Genomic DNA, 25189 nt, shown 5'->3' with positions numbered 1-25189 from the left:
TTGCCTGTCTCCTGCCCGGATGAGGGAACCGGCGGACGCGGTGAAGATCACGGACGATACGCTTCCCACTCAACTCGGCCGCCCGGCACAGGCCATGGCGGCCCGGCCTGGACACACGGCCGAATCACGATGGGGGCGGGAAACAGCCATGATGGGACCGGCACACTCTCTGTCAGGGGCAGCGGCCTGGCTGGGGGTGGGCGCCGCGGCCGCGGCCGCGGGCCACACCATGCCCTGGCCCGTCCTGGTCGTCGGAGCCCTGATCACCGCCGGTGCCGCACTGGCCCCGGACCTCGACCACAAGTCGGCCACCATCTCGCGCGCCTTCGGGCCCGTCTCCAAAGCCGTCTGCGAGATCGTCGACAAGCTCTCGTACGCGGTCTACAAGGCGACGAAGGGACCCGGCGACCCGCGCAGGACCGGCGGTCACCGCACCCTCACCCACACCTGGCTCTGGGCCGTCCTGACCGGAGGGGCGGCCTCCCTCGCGGCGATAACCGGCGGCAGGTGGGCGGTCCTGGCGATCCTCTTCGTCCACCTCGTCCTCGCGGTCGAGGGGCTCCTGTGGCGGGCGGCGCGGGTGTCCAGCGACGTCCTCGTCTGGCTGCTCGGCGCCACCAGCGCCTGGATCCTCGCGGGCGTCCTCGACAAGCCGGGACAGGGTGCGGACTGGCTGTTCACCGAGCCCGGCCAGGAGTACCTGTGGCTGGGGCTGCCGATCGTCCTCGGGGCCCTCGTCCACTGCGTCGGCGACGCGCTCACCGTCTCGGGCTGCCCGATCCTGTGGCCGATCCCGCTGGGACGCAAGCGCTGGTACCCGCTCGGCCCCCCGAAGTTCATGCGCTTCCGGGCCGGCAGCTGGGTGGAGATCAAGGTGCTGATGCCCGCCTTCATGATCCTCGGGGCAGTGGGCGCGGCCGCCGCGCTCAACGTGATCTGACGTCCGGTCCGCATGCTCCGGGGACGGCGGGTCCGCGCGCTCCGGGAGCGGCCGGACCGCCGCCGTAGGACCATGGCCGCATGCTGCTCGCCAGGCTCGCCCATGTGTCCCTGGAGGTCGCCGCGACCTCGGCCCGGACCCGGAAGACCGCACTGCTGGCCGGACTCTTCCGGGAGGCGGGGCCGGACGACGTCCCGGTCGTCATCCCCTATCTCGCAGGCCGCCTCCCGCAGGGGCGGCTCGGGATCGGCTGGAGCACGCTGCGCGTTCCGGTGACACCCGCCGACGCACCCACGCTGACCGTGGCGGAGACGGACGCGGAACTGACGGCGATCGGCGCCCTGAAGGGCCCCGGCTCGCAGGCCGCCCGTAAGGAACGCCTGGTGCGGCTGCTCGGATCCGCCACCGCGGACGAGCAGTACTTCCTGCGCGGCCTGCTCACCGGAGAGGTCCGCCAGGGAGCCCTGGACGCGGTCGCCGTCGACGCCCTGGCCGACGCTGCCGGGGCACCGCCCGTCGAGGTGCGGCGCGCCGTCATGCTCGCCGGGGCGCTGTCCCCCGTCGCCCGTGCGCTGCTCACGCAGGGCCCCGGAGCCCTCGCGTCGTTCCGGCTCACCGTCGGCCGGCCGGTCCAGCCGATGCTCGCGCACACCGCCCGCTCGGTCACCGAGGCGATCGACCGGCTGGGGCCCTGCGTCGTCGAGGAGAAGCTGGACGGCATCCGCGTCCAGGTGCACCGGGACGGAGACCGGGTGCACGTCTACACCCGGACGCTCGACGACATCAGCGAGCGGGTCCCCGAACTCGCCGAAAGGGTGTCCTCCCTCCCCGCCGGCCGGTTCATCCTCGACGGCGAGGCGATCGCGCTCGGGGCCGACGGGCGGCCCCGGCCGTTCCAGGAGACCGCCGGCCGGCTGGGCTCCCGCCGGGACGTCGCCGGTGCGGCCGAATCCGTCCCCGTGGTCCCCGTCTTCTTCGACGTGCTGTCCGTGGACGGACGCGAGCTCCTCGACCTCCCCCTCGCCGAACGCCACCGGGAGCTGGCCGCACTCGTGCCCGAACCGATGCGCGTCCGGCGCGTCGTCGTGGAGGACCCCGGGGACGCGTCGCAGCGCGAGACCGCGGTGGCGTTCTCCGAGGCCACGCTGGCCCGCGGGCACGAGGGCGTCGTGGTCAAGGGCACAGCGGCGGCGTACAGCGCGGGCCGGCGGGGAGCCACCTGGCTGAAGGTGAAACCCGTACACACCCTGGACCTCGTGGTGCTGGCCGCCGAGTGGGGCCACGGCCGACGCACCGGCAAGCTCTCCAACCTCCACCTGGGGGCACGTCGGGAGGACGGCACGTTCGCGATGCTGGGCAAGACCTTCAAAGGGCTCACGGACACCATGCTCGCCTGGCAGACCGAACGGCTCCGGGAGCTGTCCACCGGCGACGACGGGCATGTGGTGACGGTGCGCCCGGAACTCGTCGTGGAGATCGCCTACGACGGCCTCCAGAGCTCCACCCGCTATCCGGCGGGCGTGACGCTGCGGTTCGCCCGTGTCCTGCGCTACCGCGAGGACAAACGGCCCCAGGACGCGGACACGGTCGACACGGTGCTCTCGCGCCGGACATGACGCCGGCCCCCGCCCGCGCGGCGGAGGCCGGGGGAGGAGGCCGGGCCGGGCGGATCAGCCGCGGATGCCCGCCTCGGCGGTGTGCGCGCGGATCTCCTCGGGGGTGAGATAGGCGTCGGTGTACTCGAAGTCGCGCAGGGTGGCCTGCTTGCGGGCCTGGAACCCGGTGCGCACGAAGTCGTCACCGGCGATCGCGTTGAGCAGCCAGTTGGTCATCACCCGCGTCTTGGCGACGTTCGTCCGCAGCGCCGCCCAGTGGTAGCCGCGCGCGGCGGCCTGGGCCGGCATGCCCCTCAGCTCGATGCCGAGCGGCTTCGACACCGCGTCCCGGCCACCGAGGTCCACGACCAGGCCGAGGTCCTTGTGGACGTACGGCTGCAGAGCCTGGCCACGCAGGGAAGCGATGATGTTGTCCGCCAGCTTGCGGCCCTGGCGCATGGCGTGCTGAGCGGTGGGCGGGCAGATCGCCCCGTCGCCCTTGGCCAGGTCCGGTACCGCCGCGGCGTCGCCGAGCGCGAACACACCGTCGATGCCCGGCACGCTCATCTCCGGCGTCACGGCCAGCCGGCCCCGTACCGTCTCGGCGTCGAGCGTGGCGACGAGCGGACTCGCAGCCACCCCGGCGGTCCAGATCAGCGTGCGGCAGGGCAGCACCCGGCCGTCGGTGAAGGTCACCTTGTCCGGGCCGGCCTCGGCCACGGAGACCCCCAGCGAGACCTCGATGCCGCGCTTGCGCAGGATCTCGAGGGCGCTGCGGCCGAGCTTGTCGCCCAGCTCGGGCATGAGCTTGGGCGCGATGTCGATGAGGTGCCACTTGATCAGCTTGGGGTCCAGCCGGGGGTAGTGCTTCACGGCGTTGGTGGTCAGCAACTGCAGGCACGCGGCCGTCTCCGTGCCGGCGTACCCGCCGCCCACCACCACGAACTGCAGCCGCGACGCCCGCTCCTCCTCGTCGTGGCTGGCATCGGCCAGGTCCAGCTGGGAGATGACGTGGTCCCGGATGTACGCCGCCTCGGCCAGCGTCTTCATGCCCCGGGCGTTGTCCACCAGCCCTGGGATGTCGAAGGTCCGGGTGACGCTGCCGGCGGCCAGCACGATGTGGTCGTACGGCTCGTACACGATCTCGTCCGTGATCTTGCGGACCACACAGATCTTCGCCTTCGTGTCCACTCCGATGGCCCCGCCCGGCACGATCCGGGTGCGGTGGCGCCGGCTGCGGCGCAGGGAGACGGCGACCGACTGGGGGGTGAGCACCCCGGAGGCGACCTGAGGGAGCAGTGGCAGGTAGAGCTGGTACGAGAACGGGGTGACGAGAGCGATCTCCGCCTCGCCGGGCGCGAGGCTGCGCTCCAGCCGGCGCACGCACTCGACCCCGGCAAAGCCGGCGCCGACAACGAGAATCCTGGGTCGTGCCACGGTGTGCGTCCCTTCTCGGGCTTACGCGGTCATCGCTCGCCTGCCCCGGATCCGGAGCCAGTCACTCCCTCATCCTCACCGGAGGGGACCGAGTTCGCCTCTTGTGACCGCGCGGCCCCCCGATGGGCCGTCGGTGGCCTCATGGCCGGCCAGCTCCGGGTGCGGTGCGCACCGGGCGGCCGACGCCGCATGACCGCCCAACCCTGGGGCGGCCGGCAGAGCAGCCGCCTCCAGGGTCCTGGGCCCGCTCAGCCGTGCCAGGAGCGCCAGAGCGCCGCGTACGCGCCGTCGGCGGCCACCAGCTCGTCGTGACTGCCCAGTTCGCTGATCCGGCCGTCCTCCACGACAGCGATCACATCCGCGTCGTGTGCCGTGTGCAGGCGGTGCGCGATCGCGATGACCGTACGGCCCTCCAGCACCCGCGCCAGTGAACGCTCCAGATGACGCGCGGCCCGCGGGTCGAGCAGCGAGGTCGCCTCGTCCAGGACCAGCGTGTGCGGGTCCGCCAGGACGAGGCGGGCCAGGGCGATCTGCTGCGCCTGTGCCGGAGTGAGGGCCAGACCGCCCGAGCCGACCTCCGTGTCCAGCCCCTCGTCGAACGCCTTCGCCCAGCCGTCCGCGTCCACGGCCGCGAGCGAGGCCCACAGCTCCGCGTCCTCGGCGTCCGTACGGGCGAGCAGGAGGTTGTCCCGGAGCGAGCCCACGAACACGTGGTGCTCCTGGTTGACCAGCGCCACATGGGTCCGTACGCGCTCCGCCGTCATCCCGGACAGCTCGGCACCGCCCAGTGAGACCGAGCCCGTCCGGGGCGCGTAGATCCCGGCCAGCAGCCTCCCCAGCGTGGACTTGCCCGCACCGGACGGTCCGACCAGCGCGAGCCGTGTGCCCGGGGCGACGTCCAGCGACACCTCGTGCAGGACGTCGACGCCCTCGCGGTAGCCGAAGCGCACGGTCTCCGCCCGCACGTCCCGTCCGTCGGGAGAGACACCGGCGTCACCCGCCTCGGGTTCGATCTCCCGTACGCCGACGAGCCTCGCCAGAGACACCTGGGCGACCTGCAGCTCGTCGTACCAGCGCAGGATCAGACCGATCGGGTCCACCATCATCTGCGCCAGCAGCGCCCCCGTCGTCAGCTGCCCGACCGTGATCCAGTCCTCCATCACGAACCAGCCGCCCAGCAGCAGCACCGCGCCGAGAATGGTCACGTACGTGGTGTTGATGACCGGGAAGAGCACCGAGCGCAGGAAAAGGGTGTACCGCTCCCAGGCCGTCCACTCCGCGACCCGCCGGTCCGACAGGGCGATCCTGCGGGCCCCCAGCCGGTGGGACTCGACGGTCCGCCCCGCGTCCACGGTCTCGGCCAGCACGGCCGCCACCGCCGCGTACCCGGCTGCCTCCGAGCGGTACGCGGACGGCGCCCGCCGGAAGTACCAGCGGCAGCCGACGACCAGCACCGGAAGCGCGATCAGCGCCGCGAGGGCCAGCGGCGGGGCGGTGACGGTCAGCGCGCCGAGCAGCAGCCCGGCCCAGACCACGCCGATCGCCAGCTGCGGCACCGCCTCACGCATCGCGTTGGCCAGCCGGTCGATGTCCGTCGTGATCCTGGACAGCAGGTCCCCGGTGCCGGCCCGCTCCAGGACGCCGGGCGGCAGCCCGACCGACCGTACGAGGAAGTCCTCGCGCAGATCGGCGAGCATCTCCTCACCGAGCATCGCGCCACGCAGCCGCATCGTCCGCGTGAACACGGTCTGCACGACCAGCGCCAGGGCGAACACCCCCGCGGTGCGCTCCAGGTGGAGGTCGGTGACCCCGTTCGAGAGGTCCTCGACCAGGCCGCCCAGGAGGTACGGCCCGGTGATCGAAGCGATCACCGCGACCGCGTTGACCGCGATGAGCACGGCGAACGGCCTGCGGTGGCGCCGCAGCAGAGCGCGCACATAGGTCCGTACGGTCGTCGGTGCACCGACCGGCAGGGTCGTCGACGACTCCGGTGCGGCCGGGTCGTACACCGGTGGTGCCAGGCCGATCATGCTCTCTCCTCGATTTCCTCGGCCGCACGGGCCATCTCCTCGACCGCCGGGGCCGGCCGGAGGCCGTCGATCGCGGCGAGTCCGTCGTGGGCGGCCGGTGCCGCGGCCTCCTCGTCGGTCTCACGGGTCACCACCGCCCGGTACAGCGGCTCGTCCCTCAGCAGCTCGCGGTGGGTGCCCGCCGCCACGACCGTGCCCTTGTGGAGGAGCACGACGCGGTCCGCCAGGTCCAGCAGCAGCGGGGACGAGGCGAAGGCCACCGTCGTACGGCCCCGGCGCAACTGCTCGATGCCGGCCGCGACCCTGGCCTCCGTGTGGGAGTCGACGGCGGACGTCGGCTCGTCGAGCACCAGCGCCTCCGGGTCGGTGACCAGCGAACGGGCCAGTGCGAGGCGCTGCCGCTGGCCACCGGACAGCGACCTGCCCCGCTCGGTGATCCGGGTGTTCATCGGGTCGCCGTCCGCGTCGACGGACGCCTGGGCCAGGGCGTCCAGCACGTCACCGCACCGGGCGGCAGCGAGCGCCTCCTCGGCCGTCACGGAGCCCGAGGACGGGACGTCCAGCAGCTCCCGGAGCGTCCCGGAGAGCAGCACCGGGTCCTTGTCCTGGACCAGGACCGCGGTCCGTGCCGAGGCGAGCGGCAGCTCGTCCAGCGGAACACCGCCGAGCAGCACCGAGGGGACGGGCCCGGACGTGCCGTCCGGGTCTGAGTGATGGTCTGAGTGCGGGTCGGCGTGCGGTTCTGCGTGCGGGTCGGCCCGCGCTGCGGAGGGCGGCTCCGCGTGTCCGCCGAGCCGCTCCGCCAGCCGTCCCGCTTCGTCGGGATCGCCGCAGACCACAGCGGTGAACAGGCCCTGAGGCGCCATCAGTCCGGTCACCGGGTCGTACAGATCGCCCCGGGGGATCACGGCGTCCGCCGTCGACCGGCGTGTGGTGCGGCGCAGGGACAGCACCCGGACCGCACGCTGGGCGGACGGCCGCGAGAAGGAGTACGCCATGGCGATCTCCTCCACGTTGCGAAGGGGGAAGAGCATCAGGGTCGCCGCGCTGTACACGGTGACCAGCTGGCCGACGTCGATCAGACCGTCCCGGGCCAGCGTGGCGCCGTACCAGACCAGCGAGATCAGCAGGACTCCCGGCAGGAACACCTGGATCGCCGAGATGAGCGCCCACATCCGCGCACTGCGCACGGCTGCCTTGCGGACCTCCTGGGAGGCGCGCCGGTAGCGTCCGAGGAACAGCTCCTCACCGCCGATGCCGCGGAGCACCCGGAGCCCTGCCACCGTGTCGGACGCCAGCTCCGTGGCCTTGCCCGCCTTCTCCCGCTGCAGGTCCGCCCGTCGGGTGGCCCGGGGGAGCAGGGGCAGGACGGCCAGGGCCAGCACAGGGGTGGCGATCGCGACCAGCACACCGAGCGAGGGCAGGTAGACGACGAGCCCGACGCAGATCAGCACGAGTGCCGTCGCGGCGGCCAGGAAGCGCGACAGGGCCTCGACGAACCAGCCGATCTTCTCGACATCGCCCGTACTCACCGCCACCACTTCGCCGGCCGCCACCCTCCGGGTCAGCGCGGAGCCCAGCTCGGCCGTCCTGCGGGCCAGCAGCTGCTGCACCCGCGCCGCGGCGGTGATCCAGTTGGTGACCGCCGTCCGGTGGAGCATGGTGTCGCCCACGGCGATGAGGACGCCGAGGACCACGAGAAGAACACCGGCCGTCGCGAGGTCCCGGCCGGAATCGTCGATGACGGCCTGCACCGCCAGGCCGACGGCGAGGGGGAGGCCCGCGATCGCGCAGTGGTGGAGCAGCCCCCAGGAGAGGGATCTGAGCTGGCCCGCGAGCTGACGTCGCCCGAGCCAGATCAGGAAGCGGGGGCCTGACCGTACGTCGGGATCGCCTGGATCCGAGTACGGAAGATCGCGAATCTGCATGACGTCCCAAAGAATCGGAAGCGGAGATCCGTGGCGGACCTCATGGAACAGTGGGGGGACCAAACCGTGCAAGGTTCGCTTCCTGCCCCTGTCCGGGGCAACCGATTATTTCCGGCCTCCGGAATCCCAGCCGCGCTCCAGGGGAGGTGCGGGGCCGGGGCGTCGCGACGCCGGAGGTGGCGGGTGCGGCCGGGTTGTCCGGCTCCAAGGGGGCGGGCGGTCTTGGCCTTCCGTCTTCTCGCGCTCTCCGCCCGCCTGCTCAGAGGACGGGCCGGGTCGCGCGCTCGAGTTCGATGAGCGCCGAGTGGTAGCGGTGTCCGGTCGCCCGGTCCATCCCGATCTCGCACATCCGGTTCGCCGACAGATAGGCGTCGTACTCCCGGGTGTTGACCTCCGCAGCCTCCTTGGCGGTCGCCGAGTCGGTGAGCTCCTTGTGCAGCATGCCCCGGTCCCCGGCGAACCCGCAGCAGCCCGCGTCGTCCGGCACGACGACCTCCTCGGCACACGCCTCGGCCACCGTACGCAGCTGTGCCACGTCACCCAGATGCTCCATCGAGCAGGTGGGGTGCAGGACGGCGGAATCCGTCCTGCGGAACACGGTCAGCGAGGGGAGCAGCTCGTCGGCGGCCCACACCAGCGAGTCGACGACCTTCAACTCCCGGTGCAGCGCGCGGTTGTCCTCGGTGAGGTAGGGCACGACCTCGTGCGCCAGGCCCAGGGTGCACGACGACGCGTCGACGACCAGAGGAAGCGAGCCGCCCGCTGTCCAGCCCCAGGCGGCCTCCACGATGCGGTTGGCCATCACCGCGTTGGCGGTGTCGTACCCCTTGGAGTGCCAGATCGTCGCGCAGCAGGTCCCGGCCACGTCCTCGGGGATCCACACGGGCCTGCCCGCCCGCGCGGACAAGGAGACGACGGACTCGGCGAGGGACAGCGCTCCCGCATCCGCCGGGCCGGTGAAGATGCGGTTCACACAGGCCGGGTAGTAGACGGCGCTCGCACCCGCCCGGGTGGTCGGCGGCAGGGAGCGGGAGGCGGCTCCGGGGATCTCCGGCAGCCATTCGGGCACCAGATCCGGGTCCACCGCCTTGCGGGCGATCCGCGTCACGGCCTCGAGCAGCCGGTCACCGGCGTGGCGTGTGACGAGTCCGGCCACACCGAGGGCGACACGGGCCGAAGCCTCGACGACCTTGAAGTGCCGTGCCGTCAGAGCCGCCACGCGCTCCTCACGCGGGGAGTGCCGATGGTGGCGGAAGTCCTTCATCATCGCCCCGGTGTCGATGCCGACCGGGCACGCCAACTTGCACGTGGAGTCACCCGCACAGGTGTCGACCGCGTCGTAGCCGTAGGCGTCCAGCAGTCCTGACTCCACCGGCGAGCCTGGCTGCTGCCGCATCATCTCCCGGCGCAGCACGATCCGTTGACGCGGTGTCGTGGTCAGGTCCTCGCTCGGGCAGGTCGGCTCGCAGAAGCCGCACTCGATGCAGGGGTCGGCGACCGGTTCGATCTTGGGAATGGTCTTGAGCCCGCGCAGATGTGCCTTCGGGTCCCGGTCGAGCACGATCCGGGGTGCCAGCACCCCGTCGGGGTCGATGGCCTGCTTCGTACGCCACATCAGCTCCGTCGCCGTGGGGCCCCACTCCCGTTCCAGGAACGGTGCGATGTTGCGTCCGGTGGCGTGCTCCGCCTTCAGCGACCCGTCGAACCGGTCGACGACGAGTGTGCAGAACTCGTCCATGAACGCGGCGTACCGGTCGACATCGGCCGGGTTCGCGGCGTCGAAGGCGAGCAGGAAGTGCAGGTTTCCGTGCGCCGCGTGGCCTGCGACGGCGGCGTCGAAGCCGTGGACCGCCTGCAGGGCGAGCAGCGCCTCGCAGGCCTCCGAGAGCCTGGACGGCGGAACGGCGAAGTCCTCGGTGATCAGGGTCGTGCCCGAGGGGCGGGAGCCGCCGACGGCGGTGACGAACGCCTTGCGCGCCTTCCAGTAGCCGGAGACGGTGGCGGCGTCCCGGGTGAACGCGTTGGTGACGGAGACGGCCGGAGCGACCAGATCGAGGTCGGCGACGACCGAGGCCGCCACCCGTTCGCAGGCGGCCAGCGCACTCTCGTCCGGGGCACGGAACTCCACCAGGAGCGCTGTCGTCCCCAGGGGGAGCGCCGCCCAGTCGGAGGGGACACCGTCGACCCGGACCGAGGCGCGCAGGGTGTTGCCGTCCATCAGCTCGACGGCCGTCGCTCCCGCCTCGTTGAACCGTGGTACCGCTGCCGCCGCCGCGGTGAGCGAAGGGAAGAACAGCAGCGCGGAGGAGACCCGGCGGTCCAGGGGAAGCGTGTCGAAGACGACCTCCGAGATGAAACCGAACGTGCCCTCGGAGCCGACCATCAGGCCCCGGAGGATCTCCACGGGTGTCGATCCGTCGAGGAACGCGTCGAGGCGGTAGCCGTTGGTGTTCTTGATCTCGTACTTGGCGCGGATCCGCGCGGTGAGCCGCTCATCGGCCTCGATCTCCGCCTTGAGGGCCAGCAGCTCGTCGCACAGGTGCGGTTCCGCGTGACGCAGCAGCTCGTCGGCGCCCGGTTCACCCGTGTCGACCACGGTGCCGCTCGGCAGGACGAAGGTCAGCGAGGAGACCGTACGGTACGAGTTCCTGGTGATCCCCGCGGTCATCCCCGAGGCGTTGTTCGCCACGACCCCGCCGATGGTGCAGGCGATGGCACTGGCGGGGTCGGGCCCCAGGATCCGGCCGTGCCGGGCGAGGGCGGCGTTGGCGCGCATGACAGTGGTACCGGGCCGGATCCTGGCCCGTGCGCCGTCGTCCAGGACCTCGATCCCCGTCCAGTGCCGGCGTACGTCGACGAGGATGTCCTCACCCTGCGCCTGCCCGTTGAGGCTGGTGCCGGCGGCCCGGAAGACGACGCCCCGGCCGTTGCCGTGCGCGTAGGAGAGGATGGCCGAGATGTCGTCGAGGTCCTCCGGGACCAGCACGACCTGCGGGAGGAAGCGGTAGGGGCTGGCGTCCGAGGCGTACCGCACCAGGTCGGACACCTTCCACAGCACTTTCTCGGGACCGAGCAGGGCCGTCAGACCGGCCCGCAGCTCCGCCGGGGTCCCCGACGCCTTCGAGTCCGGCACCCGATCGGGGGGCGGCGTCCGTGCCGTACGCGGGCGCAGGGCTTCCGGCTTCGGCTCCAGCAGCGGCATGTCAGGATCCCCTCGACGGTGCGGTGCGGTGGCCGCACCGCGTGCCTCAGCAGCGGCGGCGCTCCGGCATCCCGTCGACCAGAGCGGTGAGCAGCCCGCCGAGCACCTCACGCTGTTCGGCGGTCAATGGAGCCAGGATCTCCTCCGCGGCTGCCTTCCGCGCGTCGCGCATCGAACGGAGCACCGCCCGGCCCTCCTCGGTGATCTCGATCCGGATCACCCTGCGATTGGTCGGATCCGGGGCACGGCGCACCCGGCCGCTCGCCTCCAGGCCGTCGACCAGGGTCGTCACCGCGCGCGGGACGACGTCCAGCCGCTCGGCGAGATCGGCCATCCGGGGCGGACCGTCGTAGTGCGCGGTCGTGCGCAGCAGGCGGAACTGGGCCGGGGTGATGCCTATCGGCTCCAGCTGCCGGCCCTGGATGCGCTGAAGCCTGCGGGTGAGCCGCAGCAACTGCTCGGCCAGCATGCCATCGGAGTCGGGGGAGTCCATACGGGAACAATATCAGGACCTGGTTCATTGTGAATAGAGGTAACAATGAGCTAGGCTCCCCAAAGCGGCTCGTGGGCCGGACTCCGAAGGCCCGTCGGCCGCGAGGGCCGTCCCGCACGCCCCGCACGCCCCGCACGCCCCGCACCCCTTCCACCGCACACGCTCGAAGGAGCTCATGAAACCCGACGAACCCGACTGGACACCGCCGGCGTCAGACACCGGGCAGCCACCCGCCGAGCTGCGCCGCATCTTCAGGCTCTTCCGCCCCTACCGCGCCAGACTCACCGTGGTGGGGCTGCTGGTCGGCGCGTCCTCGCTCGTGTCGGTCGCCTCACCGTTCCTGCTGCGCGAGATCCTGGACACCGCGATCCCCCAGGGGCGCACGGGGCTGCTCACGCTGCTCGCGCTCGGCATGATCCTCACCGCCGTGATGAACAGCGTCTTCGGTGTCCTGCAGACCCTGATCTCCACGACGGTCGGCCAGCGCGTCATGCACGACCTGCGCACCGCCGTCTACACCCAGCTGCAGCGGATGCCGCTCGCCTTCTTCACCCGGACCCGCACCGGTGAGGTCCAGTCCCGCATCGCCAACGACATCGGCGGGATGCAGGCGACGGTCACCTCCACGGCTACCTCCCTGGTCTCCAACCTCACCTCCGTCGTCGCCACCGTGGTCGCCATGCTCGCGCTGGACTGGCGGCTCACCGTCGTCTCGCTCCTCCTGCTGCCGGTCTTCGTCTGGATCAGCCGTCGTGTCGGCCGGGAGCGGAAGAAGATCACCACCCAGCGCCAGAAGCAGATGGCCGCGATGGCGGCCACGGTCACCGAATCACTCTCGGTCAGCGGGATCCTGCTCGGCCGGACCATGGGACGCTCCGACTCGCTCACCAAGGCCTTCTCCGAGGAGTCGGAGCGCCTGGTCGACCTCGAAGTGCGCTCCAGCATGGCCGGGCGCTGGCGGATGTCGACCATCGGGATCGTGATGGCCGCCATGCCGGCGGTCATCTACTGGGCGGCCGGCCTCACCCTCCAGTCGGGTGTCACAGCCGTCTCCATCGGCACGCTGGTCGCCTTCGTCTCGCTCCAGCAGGGCCTCTTCCGGCCGGCCGTGAGCCTGCTCTCCACCGGTGTGCAGATGCAGACGTCCCTCGCCCTGTTCGCGCGCATCTTCGAGTACCTCGATCTCGACGTGGACATCACCGAGCCGGAGAAGCCCGTCCGGCTGGAGAAGATCCGCGGCGACCTCGCCTTCGAGGACGTCACCTTCGCCTACGACGCGAAGAGCGGCCCGACCCTGAGCGGCATCGACGTGACCGTGCCCGCGGGGAACAGCCTGGCCGTGGTCGGCCCCACCGGATCGGGTAAGTCCACGCTCAGCTACCTGGTTCCGCGGCTGTACGACGTCACCGGGGGCAGGGTCACGATCGACGGGGTCGATGTCCGCGACCTGGACTTCGACACCCTCGCCCGGGCCGTCGGCGTGGTCTCCCAGGAGACCTACCTCTTCCACGCCTCGGTCGCCGAGAACCTCCGCTTCGCCAAACCGGACGCCACCGACGAGGAGATCGAGGCCGCGGCCCGCACCGCGCAGATCCACGCGCACATCGCCGGGCTGCCCGACGGCTACGACACCCTCGTCGGCGAACGCGGGTACCGGTTCTCGGGCGGTGAGAAGCAGAGGCTGGCCATTGCCCGGACGATCCTCCGGGACCCGCCGGTGCTGATCCTCGACGAGGCGACCAGCGCCCTGGACACCCGTACGGAACACGCTGTACAGCAAGCCATCGACGCCCTGTCGAAGGGCCGTACCACCCTGACCATCGCGCACCGGCTCTCCACCGTCCGGGACGCGGACCAGATCGTCGTCCTGGACGACGGCCGCGCGGCCGAGCGCGGAACGCACGAGGAACTGCTCGCCCAGGGCGGGCGCTACGCCGCCCTGATCCACGGCGACAGCCAGCCGGCCCCCGTCGCGACCTGAAGCGTCGACCCGGCTGCGGAGCGGCACGGAGGTCCGGCATGATCGCCACCCATGAGAGCACTGCTCGGGGGTACAACTCCCCGGATTCAGGCGAATGGCCCCTGGACGACCGGATCGACGCCTGGACGAATGACGACGGTGATGTGCTGTCGGTGCACTGCTTCGACCTGCCACCGGACCTTCCGGCCGCACTGGACGAGGGCCCCGCGCTACGCGAGACCCTCACCCACTGGACGGCGCAGGCGGGCGGCGGACTCATCGAGGCATTGGTGAAGAGGCTCGGTGAGCTGCCCGCGCTGCGGCAGATACTCAAGCTGCCGCTGCCCCACCAGGCCCATGGGTAGGTGTTCATCGGCAGTTTCACGGTGCCCCGCCAGGAGTGCAGCACCGTGGTGAAGATCCAGGCTCCCGAACGCGGGACGACAGGGACGCGGGAGGCCGTGGTCATGGCCCAGGTCGGCCCCGAGGCGTACGTCCGGCCGCACCCCTAGGCCCCCGATGTGCAGGGTGGCCTCCCTTTCCACGCGGCCGACCACGCCCGGTGGGACGCGGAGTTCCCCGGCCACCCGCTCACCCGGGTACGTCGCACGCTCGACGCCCTCGCGGAGGCGGTCACCCCGGACCCGTCCTTCGCGAGCCTGCCCCCGTTCACCGGCCCCGCTCTCAGGGGCCCCGGGGTTGAGACACGGACGCACGGCAGCGCCGCCGCACCCGTGGGACGGGGAGCGGCGGTGCTGCCGGGGTGCTGAGACGGTCGGACGAGTCAACTCACGAAGTGGACGACGACGGTAAGCAGGTCGGTCAGGAGGTCCATCGGTCTCAGACGGGCACGCGGTCCAGCAGGCGGGTGACCGAGCGGACCGCCGCCCGGCCGGCCCGGTTCGCGCCGATCGTGCTCGCGGAGGGGCCGTACCCGACCAGGTGCACGCGTGCGTCCCGCACCGACCTCGTGTCCTCGACGCGGATGCCGCCGCCCGGCTCGCGGAGTCTCAGGGGTGCCAGGTGATCGACGGCGGCGCGGAAGCCGGTCGCCCAGAGGATCACGTCGGCGTCCACCGTGCTGCCGTCGGGCCAGGCCACCCCGCCCGGGGTGATCCGCTCGAACATGGGAAGCCGGTCGAGGATCCCCTGCTCGCGAGCGCGGCGCACGGCGTCGTTGAGCGGGAGCCCGGTCACGCTCACCACGCTCTGCGGAGGGAGCCCCCGGCGTACGCGCTCCTCCACCATGGCCACCGCGGCCCGGCCCTGGTCCTCGCTGAACGGCCCCTCCCGGAACACCGGGGGCCGCCGCGTCACCCAGTACGTCTCGGAGGCCGTCCCGGCGAGCTCCATCAGGTGCTGGGTCCCGGACGCGCCACCGCCGACCACGATCACGCGAAGGCCCGCGAACCCGTCCGGCCCCGGATAGTCCGCCGTGTGCAACTGCCGGCCCCTGAAGGTCTCCTGGCCCGGATAGCGCGGCCAGAACGGCCGGTCCCAGGTACCTGTGGCGTTGATCAGCGCGCGGGTGGCGTACGCACCCTCGGAGGTCTCGACGAGCAGCCGCCCACCGTCGCCCTCGCGCACGGCGCTCACCTCGACCGGGCGGTGCACGCGCAGGTCGAAGCGCCTCTCGTACGCGTCGAAGTACGCGCCGATCACCTCGGACGAGGGGCGGCTGTCGTCGGCGCCCGTCAGCTCCATACCGGGCAGGGAGTGCATGCCGTGCACCTTGCCGTACGTGAGTGAGGGCCAGCGGAACTGCCAGGCGCCACCCGGCCGGGGCGCGTGGTCCAGCACCACGAAGTCCCGGTCGGGCCCGAGGCCGGCGCGCCGCAGATGGTAGGCGGCGGACAGGCCCGCCTGCCCGGCGCCGATGACCACCACGTCCAGTTCGCGCGTCCCGAAGTCGTTCACGCTTCTACCAACCCTGGCGGGGCTCCGGATCTTCCCGGGGCGGGACGTGCCCGGACGGCGGGAGAATGGGCCCATGCCCGACACCTTCACCACGCACCTGCTGAGCGTCACCACGGGACGGACCGAGACGGTCATGGACCTGACCGAGGACTGCGCGCGGTTCCTCGCCCGCACCGCGCACGGCAGAGACGGCCTGCTCAACATCTTCGTCCCCCACGCCACTGCCGGAATCGCGATCCTGGAGACCGGGGCCGGCAGCGACGACGACCTCCTCACCGCCCTGCAGACCCTGCTCCCGGCCGACGACCGCTGGCGCCACCGCCACGGCAGCCCGGGCCACGGCCGCGACCACGTGCTCCCCGCCCTGGTGCCGCCGCACGCCACTTTGCCGGTGATCGGGGGGCAACTGGAGCTGGGGACGTGGCAGTCGGTGTGCTTGGTGGACACGAACGTGGACAATGCGGAGCGGACGGTGCGGCTGAGCTTCCTGGGCTGACCAAGATCGCTCCCAGGGGTCGTGCCGCCGATTCTCCGTACCATGCGTGCGCGAACGGAGGGAATCTTGCACGGTACGACCCCATATGCGATCGAACGCCCCTACGACGGATGCGGCAAATGCCTGCTCGGCGTGCGGCGTCTGTCGCGCGTGGAGCTGGCGCGTCGTCCCCTGAGCGTCAGCGGGAGAACGTCCTCACAGCCGCAGCGTCCGTTGGCGCGCACATCATCGGCTGGGCCGACGACTGGGAGGTCTCGGGCGCCACCGACCCCGTGTTCCGCCCGAAGCTGGGCCCCTGGCTCCGGGACGAGAGGGCCCCTACGACGGTCTCGTCGCGGCTGCCGTGGACCGGCTGGGCCGCAACGTCGTCGACTGCCTGAACACCGGATACAAGATGCGGGACGAGAAGAAGATGCTCGTCACGTACGGACACGACGGTCCGTGGGAGCTGGACGACCCGGCCGACGAGAACCGCTTCACCATGGAAGCCTGGGGCGCGCAGATGGAACTCCGCGCGATCCAGCGCCGGAACCGCGACGCCACGATCAAGATCAGGGCAGCCGGCCGGCCAAAGGGCAAGCCGTGGTACGGCTTCCAGTACGTGCGAAAGGTCATGGGCGGCAAGGTCGACCACGTGGAACTGTACCCGCATGCCTCCGAGGTGCTCCGAGATGTCGCCCGGCGCATCCTGGCCGACCCCGAGAACGTCACCACCAGCAGTGAAGCGGCCCGCCTCAACCGTGCGGGCGAGGCATCGCCCGCGGACCACCTGGCCATGATGTACGGCAAGTCTGCCGGAGGGCGGCCGTGGGCCCCGCAGAGTCTGAGGAACATCCTCATATCCGAAGCCACGCTCGGCTACCTGATGCACCAGCACAAGCCGGTGCTCGGCGAAGATGGGAATCCTGTAAGGCTCAGTGAGGGGCTGTGGGTGCCAGTGCCTGGTCCGACAACCCGGCCTCAGTCGGCCGGGGCCGGGCCCGGCTGACGGTCCACCACCGCATCGGACGGACTCGGCGGCCCGCAAAGTCCGCCATGAGTACGAGGGCAGGGCTCCTGTCACGGGTGGTCGGCCTGCGTTCAGCGGTCGCCAGCAACTGTTCGAGATCGCCAAGGTGAAGCAGCAGGGCTGCTGTCTCGGCCGTCCAGCCGGGCTCGGCAGCGAGTAGAACGCGTGTGCTGGCCAGTGACGGTGGAGGCGCTGGTCTCCAAGACGGCGATCAGAAGAGCGCGAACGTCGCGCTGCGTCGTGTGGCGATCCCACGGCTGTGAGGAATGCTTCCACGGTCCCTCGGCCTGATGTCCCGCGAGCGAGGTAAGGTCTGCGGCCTCGGCATCGACCAGGTGGGGCTCGCCCCTGCCAGCGATGGTCCTTGCGGTCGGCCGTTGCCGAGTGGGCGGCTGGGAACGGACGAGCTCAGGGGCCCGCCCGGAGCCCGTAGATCCGGTTTACGGCGGGGTGCCGAGCTCCGACGGCCCCATCGCGCTTCCAAGCGCGTCCCCGGGTAGTACACACAGTCGCGGGGGTCAGGCCCCCAGCGTTACGCCCGTCCTGGCTCGTCGCGCAGCCGGAAACCGTCTGGCGGAGCCTGGCAGCAGAGTGCCTCGTACTACCTGAAGTGGCTGGGGGTGTGACGCCTGGAACGGTGGTAGCGCTGCATGAACCGTGAACACAACCACGTACGGCGCACCCATACCTGCGCCTGCCTACCTCGCGGCGGTGCGCTCACCCGTCGGTCTGGGGGTGGCCGTCTCACTTCTGCTCGTCGCCGTGATCATCACGGACATGCTGTCCATCGCCTCGGGTGGATACCTGTACGTCCTGCTGCGCGATCTGCCGGACTCAGCGGCAGCCCTCGACGCTGTATCGCACGCTGGCAACAGACAGCTCTACTACGACCTCACCGGCATGCTTCAGAGCTTGCTCTATCTCTCGACGGGGATCGTTTACGTGTGCTGGCTCTACCGCCTGCGCGACAATGCCGAAGTCTTCGCCCCCGGCGCTCACCGACACGGTCGCAGCTGGACTGGCTGGGGCTGGCTCATCCCGGTCGTCAACCTGTGGTTCCCGCGCCGGGTCACTCTGGACATCTGGAACGCGAGCCGATCCGCGGAGTCGCAAGCAACAACCAGCCGTCCGGGCCATGGACTCATCAATCTGTGGTGGGGCTTCTGGCTCGCCGAGGGCCTCTTCGCGCTGGTCGGAGGCGTGTCCTACGAAGCGGCCGAATCCATCGACCGGACAAACGCAAGCATCGGCTTGCTCGTGCTCTCCGACGTTTTCGACATTGTCTGTGCCGTGCTCACGGTCCGACTGGTTCGCACGCTCACGCACATGCAACACATCAAGGTGATGGCCGGACGGTCCGGCCGGGGCGGGGAATCGCAGGTCCAGGTGGCACATGACATGAGATGACGGGTAAAAGCCAAAAAATTGGGTGACTTGGCGTCTCGCTCTCCGAGGGTGAATCTCGCCAAAGATCCATGGACGGCATCAGTGTCGCGTTCGCGACCAGGGCAGATGTCGTCCGTTATCGGTAATGCGGCTCGGGGCCGTGAGGAGCCGAGCCAGTCGAGTCAGTTTGGGGGTGGGGCTGCGTGAAGCAGCGTCGAATATGGGTGACTGCGGCTACGGCCGTCGCGGGGCTGGCCGGAGTGCTGGTCTTCCAGGGGGTCACCGGCAGTACGGGATCTGGTGTCCAAGCGGACGAAAGTCGGGGCCCGGTCAAGGCCTATGCCAGGACAGCGCAGTTCGCCGCGAGCGACGACGGCCGGTCCGCCGCCCTGGAGCGGCGGGACGCAGAGCCGTTCAGCATGGTGGGGGTGACGTGGACGGATCCGGCACTGCACGTCCCTGGCGCGATCGAGGTGCGAACGCGGTCGGTGGAATCGGGGCAGTGGTCCCGCTGGATGCGGCTTGATGGCGACAGTGGTCAGGGCGAGGGTGGTGCCGTACGCGGGGGCACCGAGCCGGCGTGGGTCGGCGCCTCCAACGGTGTCGAGGCACGGGTGCGTTCGGGAGCGTCGGCGTCGGCAGGACTGCCTGCGGGCTTGCGTCTGGACATGGTCGATCCCGGAGGCGGCAAGGGCACGGGCATGGAGCCTGCTGCGTTCGCCGTTGACGAGAGCGGCGAGCCTACGCCGACGGATTCGCCATCCGACTCGGGTGAGCCGACGCAGAGCACGACTCCAGCCGAGACTCCTGCGAGTAGTGGGCCGCCCACCGAGCCTCCGGTGAGCGAGCAGCCCACCACGCCACCAGCACCGAGCGATTCGACGTCGCCGCCGTCGCCGTCCGCTTCCGCGACGACGAGCCCCGTACCGACCGTGAGCGTGCCGCCCGCGCCGCCGTCGACAGCGCCGCAGCCGCCGATCACGTCACGTGCGGGCTGGGGTGCGGACGAGTCGATCAGCCCGGAGGAACCGGGGTATCTGCCCGGCGGGAAGATCAAGGCCGTGGTGGTGCACCACACCGCCGAGTCAAACACCTACACCTGTGCCAACGGCCCGGCGGTAGTGCGCGGCATCTACGCCTACCACGTTCAGCAACTGGGCTGGAAAGACCTCGGCTACAACTTCCTCGTCGACAAATGCGGCACGATCTACGAGGGACGCAAGGGCGGCATCGACCGCCCCGTACTGGGCGCGCACGCGTACGGCTTCAACACGGAAACCACGGGGATCTCGGTTCTGGGCACCTACACCGACGCCGCACCGCCCCTGGCCGCGATGACCTCGGTCGCCCGGATCGCCGCATGGAAGCTCGGCCAGTACGGTGTCGACCCGGCAGGCACCACCACTCTCACCGCAGGTGACAGCGGCCTCAACTACTTCGGCAAGACCTGGGCCAAGGGCGCGCAGCTGTCCTTCCCGGTCATCCATGGCCACCGCGACGGCTACAACACGCAGTGCCCCGGCAACGCCTTCTACGCCCAGCTCGGCACGATCCGCTCCTGGACCGCCGGCCCTGTCACCGGCCTGGCGATCAAGTCGATCACCGGTGCCGGAGTGTCCGGGACGACGTACTACACCAAGGCTCCCATCACGGTGACATGGTCGGCCACTACGCCGGCCTCATTGATCTCGAAGTACGAGCTGCTCGTCGACGGCAAGGTTGGCGCCACCGCCGCGGGCACGGCCACCTCCGCCAAGGCGACCCTCGCGGTCGGCTCTCACAAGATCAGCGTCCGTGCGGTCCACCAGTCCGGCAAGACGACCACAACAGCAACGGCGACCGTGGTCGCGGAGACCACCGCGCCGACGTTCACCACCAAGCCCGCCCTCGCCCTGCGCACCGGAACCGTCAACACCACCGGCGTCCCCATCACCCTGAGCTGGAAGGCGACCGACAACGCCGCGCTGAAGGAAGTCCGCCTGACGGCACCGGTGTCCGCCACATACGGCCCGACCACCTACGGTGCCGCCCACAGCGCGAAGTCGGGCGTGGCCACGACTTGGGCCTTGACGGCCTACGACCGAGCCGGGAACACCGGGACCGCCTCCGTCGCCGGCACCCCGACGATCCTTCAGGAGACTTCCGCCGCCCGGTCCGGCACCTGGACCACAAGGTCGTCCACCAGCTACCTGGGCGGAAAGTCCTACTCCAGTTCCGCCAAGAACGCGAGCCTCACCTGGACCTTCACCGGAAGGTCGGCAGCCTGGGTGGTCTCCCGCGCCTCCACCTCAGGGCAGGCATATGTCTACGTCGACGGAGTCAAGACCGCCACCGTCGACCTGAAGTCCTCCACCACCAAGTACCGCGACGCGATCTGGACCAAGTCCTGGACCGCAAGCGCGAAGCACACCGTCAAGATCGTCGTCGTCGGCACAAGCGGCCGCCCGGCCATCACCACCGATGGCTTGGTCTACCTCAGGTAACGGCTCGGAGCACGCCGTCCCAGGCCGGGCTCACCGTTCCGGTGTCCGGACTGGGACGGCACCGCTGTGCCCGCATCGGGGTTGTGGTCGACGACGTCGTACCTGCTGCACCTCATCGGGCCCGGTCGCGCCCCATCCCCCTCGGGCGGTTTTGCCGACCTCGGAACGGCCGGCCGCAGGTATCCCCGGGCCCGCGGCCGGCGTTCCTGCTACCTGCTCAGCCAGTCTGTCGGGGTTGTGGCTTGGTCAGTGAGGACCCGCAGGTTCTTTCCGTCGGCCGCGTCGGCGACGTAGGTGCTGCGGGTGTACTCGAGGTCGTCCGTGGCAGAGAAGGCTATGTGGGTGCCTTCGGGCGAGAAGACGGGGCCTTGGACGCTGCTGAGGGAGGTCACCCAGCTGCTGTGCAGCTCGGTGACAGCGCCGGTCACCACGTCGACCGTGTTCAGGCCGGTCTCTGTGACGTAGACGATGCGCTGCCCGTCGGGGGACCAGTCGACGGGCGTGGACACAGCGTCGCGGGCTGTGCTGATCTGGTGCATCTGCCGGGTGGCGATGTCCATGACCCAGACGTCCCTGCCGTACTGCCAGCCGTCGGGCGTCTCGTATGCGGTGGCCTTCACGAAGGCGATGCTCTGGCCGTCGGGTGAGAAGGTGCCGGCGCCGCCTGCTGCCGTGAGTACCTCCTGTCCTGTGCCGTCACTCCTGATCCACTCCAGACCGCGTGGGCTGAAGTAGACGATCCGCTTACCGTCCGGCGACCAGTCGGGGTGCCCGACATACGGGGCCTCGTTGGTTTCGGGCGCGATACCTCGGACCAGAACGTGCGGGTCGCTGCCGTCGCCGTCAGCGACCACCAGGTTCCGGGGGTAGACACAGCCTTCGGTCTGGGGAATGCAGGTGCTGCCGCGCTGGATGTACGCCGCGGCGGAGTCCTTCGGAGAGAGGGCGCCGTCCTCGGCGTCCTGCGCGAAGGTCCGGATGACGTTGCCGTTCACGGGGTCGAGCGAGATCAGCGCAGGGGAGCCGGAGGAGTAGCCGGTGGCAATGATCCAGCTGGCCGCCGTCCTCGGCTCCGCCGTGGCGGTCCCTGCTGTCGACAGAGCAGCTGCGCCGGCGATTGCTGCTGCCAGTACGGCGCGTTTGATGTGCACTTTGCCCCTCCTAGGGGGGCCGGAGTGTCCGGGCCCCAGTACATGAGCGCCGCCCGACGCGGAAACATCACGGGGGCGGCGTCAGGCACGAAGACTCTGGACCACCTGCCCCTACGCCACGTGGAGGTGTGACGTCAGCGGCCTCGGTCTCGCTTGACTGGAGGAGGGAGCGAGTTCCTCTCCGGGCGCTGATGGGCCCCCGGGACCGAACGAGGTGTGGGGGGATGCAGTGGGTTCGGGTGTAGAGCAGAAACAGCGTGTGTTGGCACGTCAGGTTCCGCAGGGAGTAGCTGAGTTCATCCGGAGGGTGGCAGTTCGGAACCGGCTGCCTCTGGACTACTCGGTTGCGAGCCTGCGTGTAGTGGATCGGATCACCGATGGGCTCCGTGCCGCTGGGCCGGACCAGGCAAGCGTGGCACGTGAGCTGTTCTGGCTCGGGGCTTACGTGGGCGAGGTGTTCGTACGGCGAGCTGGTGCCGAGTGGGTGGACTTCGACCTGACACAGCAGGAGCTCTTCGGCCAAGTGGTGGGCATTCGGATGCCTGATGGTCGCGTATGGAATCCGGTTGGCAAGGTGTCGAAACGGTTCGCAGTCGGACCGGAAGAATCCGTACAGCAGATGTACTTACTGCTTCACGGGCGTGTCACAACGAAGCCGGCGGGCTGAGCTCACCGCCGGATCTCAGCCGGAGCGGTGCAGGCAGCGGCTGTGACATTTCTGTGTGTCAGGGCGCAGAAGGAGTGGGGAAGGTTCTTGGACGATTGAAGAGGCACGTGTGCGCAGGGGTGGGGATCAGCGTCGTGCTTCGGCATACGACGCGGAGCTGGGATTGGCTGTATCACGAGCTCAGCAGGGGGATGAGGAGGCCTTCGCGACTGCCTACCGGCTCGTGCACCCGGGCCTCCTCGGGTACATGCGCGGGCTGGTCGGGGAGGATGCCGAGGACGTCGCCTCGGACGCCTGGCTGGAGATCGCAAGGGACCTGAAGCGTTTTCGGGGGGATGGTGCTGGTTTTCGGGGTTGGACGGCGACCATCGCGCGGCATCGGGCGCTGGACCACCTTCGCAAGCAGAAGCGCCGCCCCCGCACGACACTGATCGAGCGGGACGTCCTGGAACTCCCCGGGCGGACGGACACGGCGGATGAGGTGTTGGAGTCGATATCCACACAGTGGGCGATCGCACAGATCGCGCGGTTGCCGCCGGATCAGGCGGAGGCGGTGCTGTTGCGCGTGGTGGTCGCTCTGGACGGGCCCGCTGCCGCACGGGTTCTGGGCAAGCGACCGGGTGCCGTGCGGACCGCGGCCTACCGAGGGCTGAGACGATTGGCCGAACAGCTGACCTCGGGGAGCCGAGAGGAAGGCACCGTAGCCGTGGCGCCGGGCACACTGAGGGATGAGACATGAGACGCAAGGCTGAAGACGGCGACGCGGCGTTCTCCGTGCCAGAGGTCGGTGCGCTCGCTGATGCCTTGCGAGGACGCGTCGAACCAGAGGGAGCCGAGCGTGCGCTCGCGGCCTTCCGGGAATCCCGTGCTGCGGAAGACATCGGCCCGCAGCGTCCCCGAAGGCGTGACGACTGGCGCCCGTCGCGCCGTTCCCCAGCCTCTGCCTCTGCCTCTGTCAAGACGGCGCTCGGTGCCGCACTCGCGACCGTCACTCTTGGCGGCGTCGCGCTGGCGGTCGGCACCGGTGCCCTACCTGTTCCGTTCGGCGAGGCCGACGACGTCGTGGATAATCCCCAGCCGCCGCCAGGAGTGGACGCCCCGCGACTCCCCGGCAGTAGCCGGAAAGAGACGGGCCGGAGAAGTCTGCCACCGACATCGTCGCCCTCGGCACATGCTCCGGCATCCCAGAGCCAAGCGGCGCTGTGCCAGGCGTGGGGTAAAGGAAACGGCAAGCACCGAGGTAAGGCGTTTCAGCAACTGGCCGATGCCGCAGGAGGAGAGTCTGGCGTGGAGTCCTACTGCGCCGCGCTCTCCGGTGCAGGGGGGACGGCTCCGTCATCGCCTGGAAAGCCGGCCAAGAGGACGGGGCCGCCGGAGCAGCCGAAGGAGCGCCCGACGGCCTCTCCTTCACGAGATAAGAGTGCCGAGCACGCCCGCAGTTCCGGAAAGCACGGGTAGCCGTTCGAGGGGTATACCGGAGGCGAAGGTGAGTCGGGCGGCTGTACGGGAGGCACGCCGGCCCTCGCGCCGACGGAGAGCGGGACCTCTGCCGACTGGTCTCGGCCGAGTGACGAGTCGTGGGGCAGAAAATTTGTTCTGTGGGGCGCGCGGACAAGGACCACCGCACGGGATCGGGCCCGTCCGATGCGATGCGTCGCAAGCCCTCGGCGTTCGAGATCGCCGCGGCTGCCCGGGGCAGGAGGACGAGCCCGAGGGACGCGAGCGACCCGGCGACCCCAGCCGCAAGGCGGAAGGGGAACTGTGCTTTCACGTGGCTTCTTCGGAGGCTGAGGATACTGCGGGTGCGAGAAGTTCACTGCTGCAAGTGGTCCGGCCGAAGGAGCCGATGGCGGTGCCACGTTGGATGTGCTTGCCGCCGACGGCGAGGGTGCAGCTGGCCGTTCCCCCGTTCTCTCCGAGGGTGACGCTGACGATCGAGGAAGCACCGAGGGGGACGCTCACGGTCTTCTTCCACGGGAGACGGGCGTTCGTGACCACGGTCGCCCTCGCTGCACTCGGACCGCGGTAGGAGATGTCGGCCGTGCCCTCCCCGAGTACCTCGTAGGTCACGCTGGCGGCGGGCACGGCCTGCCGGGGTGACCGCGCTTCCTCGGGGTCCAGGACTCCGTACGCCACGAACCCGCCGCACGCGAGGAGTATCGCCGCCGCGACGGCGATGCCCTTGCGGTCGATGCCGCGGTCGTACCGGGCCTCGGAAATCTCTGTGGTCTCCGGGATTTCTGACTCCTCCGGGCTTACCGGAGTTCCTGTTACAGGCATGGCCACACTTTCCGTCGAGGCAAATTCGATTGGGTTATACACCATCGGAACCGATCGATGCCAGGCGATGGATAATTCGGGCAAGGTGCCTTCAATTGCCTTCGATCTGCGCAGCAAAATGCCTGGTATGTGAATGTGGTTGACGTGCCCTCGCCCCCGTGTTGAAGAATCCCCCCGCAGTGACCGGCTCATCTTTCGCGAGGCCATTTCTCCGC

At 70.3% G+C, this 25189-nt stretch carries 17 protein-coding genes and 1 pseudogene; 10 read left to right on the top strand and 8 right to left on the bottom strand.

The genetic code is table 11. The features are described 5' to 3' along the window. Positions 1-148: 148 nt before the first annotated feature. Together OG488_RS04800 and OG488_RS04795 are read left to right on the top strand one after the other, a co-directional pair. A complete protein-coding gene (locus OG488_RS04800; protein ID WP_329226221.1) occupies positions 149-940 on the top strand; it encodes a metal-dependent hydrolase in 792 nt (263 codons plus the stop codon). A gap of 80 nt (positions 941-1020) precedes the next feature. Further along, positions 1021-2556, top strand: coding sequence for an ATP-dependent DNA ligase (locus OG488_RS04795; protein ID WP_329226220.1), 1536 nt, complete (start codon positions 1021-1023; stop codon positions 2554-2556). 54 nt (positions 2557-2610) lie between these two features. On the opposite strand, the gene OG488_RS04790 is transcribed toward OG488_RS04795, so the two are convergent. The 5 genes from OG488_RS04790 to OG488_RS04770 form a co-directional block, all read right to left on the bottom strand. Then, the gene (locus OG488_RS04790; protein ID WP_329226219.1) at positions 2611-3972 is read right to left on the bottom strand and encodes an NAD(P)/FAD-dependent oxidoreductase; all 1362 of its coding nucleotides are present in this window, start codon (positions 3970-3972) and stop codon (positions 2611-2613) included. 248 nt (positions 3973-4220) lie between these two features. Further along, positions 4221-6002 (bottom strand): ABC transporter ATP-binding protein, encoded by a 1782-nt coding sequence (locus tag OG488_RS04785; protein WP_329226217.1) that lies wholly within the window; start codon positions 6000-6002, stop codon positions 4221-4223. Beyond that, entirely contained in the window at positions 5999-7930 is a 1932-nt protein-coding gene (locus OG488_RS04780) for an ABC transporter ATP-binding protein (protein ID WP_329226215.1), read from the bottom strand. Before OG488_RS04780 ends, OG488_RS04785 begins: the two co-directional genes overlap by 4 nt. A 259-nt stretch (positions 7931-8189) precedes the next feature. Further along, entirely contained in the window at positions 8190-11132 is a 2943-nt protein-coding gene (locus OG488_RS04775) for an FAD-binding and (Fe-S)-binding domain-containing protein (protein ID WP_329226213.1), read from the bottom strand. A gap of 46 nt (positions 11133-11178) precedes the next feature. Further along, complete coding sequence (locus OG488_RS04770) at positions 11179-11625, bottom strand: MarR family winged helix-turn-helix transcriptional regulator (RefSeq protein ID WP_329226211.1); 447 nt, start codon at positions 11623-11625, stop codon at positions 11179-11181. 175 nt (positions 11626-11800) lie between these two features. On the opposite strand from OG488_RS04770, the gene OG488_RS04765 reads away from it, so the two are divergent. Together OG488_RS04765 and OG488_RS04760 are read left to right on the top strand one after the other, a co-directional pair. Continuing rightward, positions 11801-13606, top strand: coding sequence for an ABC transporter ATP-binding protein (locus OG488_RS04765; RefSeq protein ID WP_329226209.1), 1806 nt, complete (start codon positions 11801-11803; stop codon positions 13604-13606). A gap of 51 nt (positions 13607-13657) precedes the next feature. Then, positions 13658-14355, top strand: a pseudogene (locus OG488_RS04760) (hypothetical protein). Between the two features lie 70 nt (positions 14356-14425). Here the strand turns inward: OG488_RS04760 and OG488_RS04755 are convergent. Further along, positions 14426-15502 (bottom strand): FAD-dependent oxidoreductase, encoded by a 1077-nt coding sequence (locus OG488_RS04755; protein WP_329226207.1) that lies wholly within the window; start codon positions 15500-15502, stop codon positions 14426-14428. Positions 15503-15575: 73 nt separating this feature from the next. On the opposite strand from OG488_RS04755, the gene OG488_RS04750 reads away from it, so the two are divergent. From OG488_RS04750 to OG488_RS04735, 4 genes are all read left to right on the top strand, one after another. After that, complete coding sequence (locus OG488_RS04750) at positions 15576-15998, top strand: secondary thiamine-phosphate synthase enzyme YjbQ (protein ID WP_329226205.1); 423 nt, start codon at positions 15576-15578, stop codon at positions 15996-15998. A gap of 343 nt (positions 15999-16341) precedes the next feature. After that, on the top strand, positions 16342-16986 hold the full coding sequence (locus OG488_RS04745; RefSeq protein WP_329226203.1) for a recombinase family protein: 645 nt from the start codon (positions 16342-16344) through the stop codon (positions 16984-16986). Positions 16987-17769: 783 nt separating this feature from the next. Continuing rightward, complete coding sequence (locus tag OG488_RS04740; protein WP_329226201.1) at positions 17770-18414, top strand: DUF4328 domain-containing protein; 645 nt, start codon at positions 17770-17772, stop codon at positions 18412-18414. 398 nt (positions 18415-18812) lie between these two features. Beyond that, on the top strand, positions 18813-20876 hold the full coding sequence (locus OG488_RS04735) for an N-acetylmuramoyl-L-alanine amidase (protein ID WP_329238435.1): 2064 nt from the start codon (positions 18813-18815) through the stop codon (positions 20874-20876). 209 nt (positions 20877-21085) lie between these two features. Here OG488_RS04735 and OG488_RS04730 read toward each other — a convergent pair whose 3' ends face one another. Further along, positions 21086-22027, bottom strand: a complete 942-nt coding sequence (locus tag OG488_RS04730; RefSeq protein ID WP_329226200.1) for a DPP IV N-terminal domain-containing protein — start codon at positions 22025-22027, stop codon at positions 21086-21088. Between the two features lie 412 nt (positions 22028-22439). Between OG488_RS04730 and OG488_RS04725 the strand changes: the two genes are divergently transcribed. Both OG488_RS04725 and OG488_RS04720 read left to right on the top strand, forming a co-directional pair. Then, the gene (locus OG488_RS04725; RefSeq protein ID WP_329226198.1) at positions 22440-22694 is read left to right on the top strand and encodes a hypothetical protein; all 255 of its coding nucleotides are present in this window, start codon (positions 22440-22442) and stop codon (positions 22692-22694) included. A 109-nt stretch (positions 22695-22803) separates the two neighbouring features. Then, on the top strand, positions 22804-23433 hold the full coding sequence (locus OG488_RS04720; protein WP_329226197.1) for an RNA polymerase sigma factor: 630 nt from the start codon (positions 22804-22806) through the stop codon (positions 23431-23433). Positions 23434-24461: 1028 nt separating this feature from the next. Here OG488_RS04720 and OG488_RS04715 read toward each other — a convergent pair. After that, positions 24462-24974 carry an MmpS family transport accessory protein gene (locus tag OG488_RS04715; RefSeq protein WP_329226195.1) on the bottom strand — a complete coding sequence of 171 codons (513 nt, stop codon included), beginning with the start codon at positions 24972-24974 and terminating at the stop codon, positions 24462-24464. Between the last annotated feature and the right edge of the window lie 215 nt (positions 24975-25189).

The organism is Streptomyces sp. NBC_01460, from assembly GCF_036227405.1.
Taxonomy (GTDB): domain Bacteria; phylum Actinomycetota; class Actinomycetes; order Streptomycetales; family Streptomycetaceae; genus Streptomyces.
The sequence above is the reverse complement of the archived record's forward strand: the minus strand, read 5'-3'. Positions and strand labels throughout refer to the sequence as shown.

Coding starts and splice junctions, on each gene's coding strand:
- OG488_RS04775 (WP_329226213.1), bottom strand. CDS start 11,132: ATGCCGCTGCTGGAGCCGAAGCCGGAAGCCCTGCGCCCGCGTACGGCA.
- OG488_RS04750 (WP_329226205.1), top strand. CDS start 15,576: ATGCCCGACACCTTCACCACGCACCTGCTGAGCGTCACCACGGGACGG.
- OG488_RS04715 (WP_329226195.1), bottom strand. CDS start 24,974: ATGCCTGTAACAGGAACTCCGGTAAGCCCGGAGGAGTCAGAAATCCCG.
- OG488_RS04795 (WP_329226220.1), top strand. CDS start 1,021: ATGCTGCTCGCCAGGCTCGCCCATGTGTCCCTGGAGGTCGCCGCGACC.
- OG488_RS04770 (WP_329226211.1), bottom strand. CDS start 11,625: ATGGACTCCCCCGACTCCGATGGCATGCTGGCCGAGCAGTTGCTGCGG.
- OG488_RS04785 (WP_329226217.1), bottom strand. CDS start 6,002: ATGATCGGCCTGGCACCACCGGTGTACGACCCGGCCGCACCGGAGTCG.
- OG488_RS04765 (WP_329226209.1), top strand. CDS start 11,801: ATGAAACCCGACGAACCCGACTGGACACCGCCGGCGTCAGACACCGGG.
- OG488_RS04735 (WP_329238435.1), top strand. CDS start 18,813: ATGGTGGGGGTGACGTGGACGGATCCGGCACTGCACGTCCCTGGCGCG.
- OG488_RS04780 (WP_329226215.1), bottom strand. CDS start 7,930: ATGCAGATTCGCGATCTTCCGTACTCGGATCCAGGCGATCCCGACGTA.
- OG488_RS04800 (WP_329226221.1), top strand. CDS start 149: ATGATGGGACCGGCACACTCTCTGTCAGGGGCAGCGGCCTGGCTGGGG.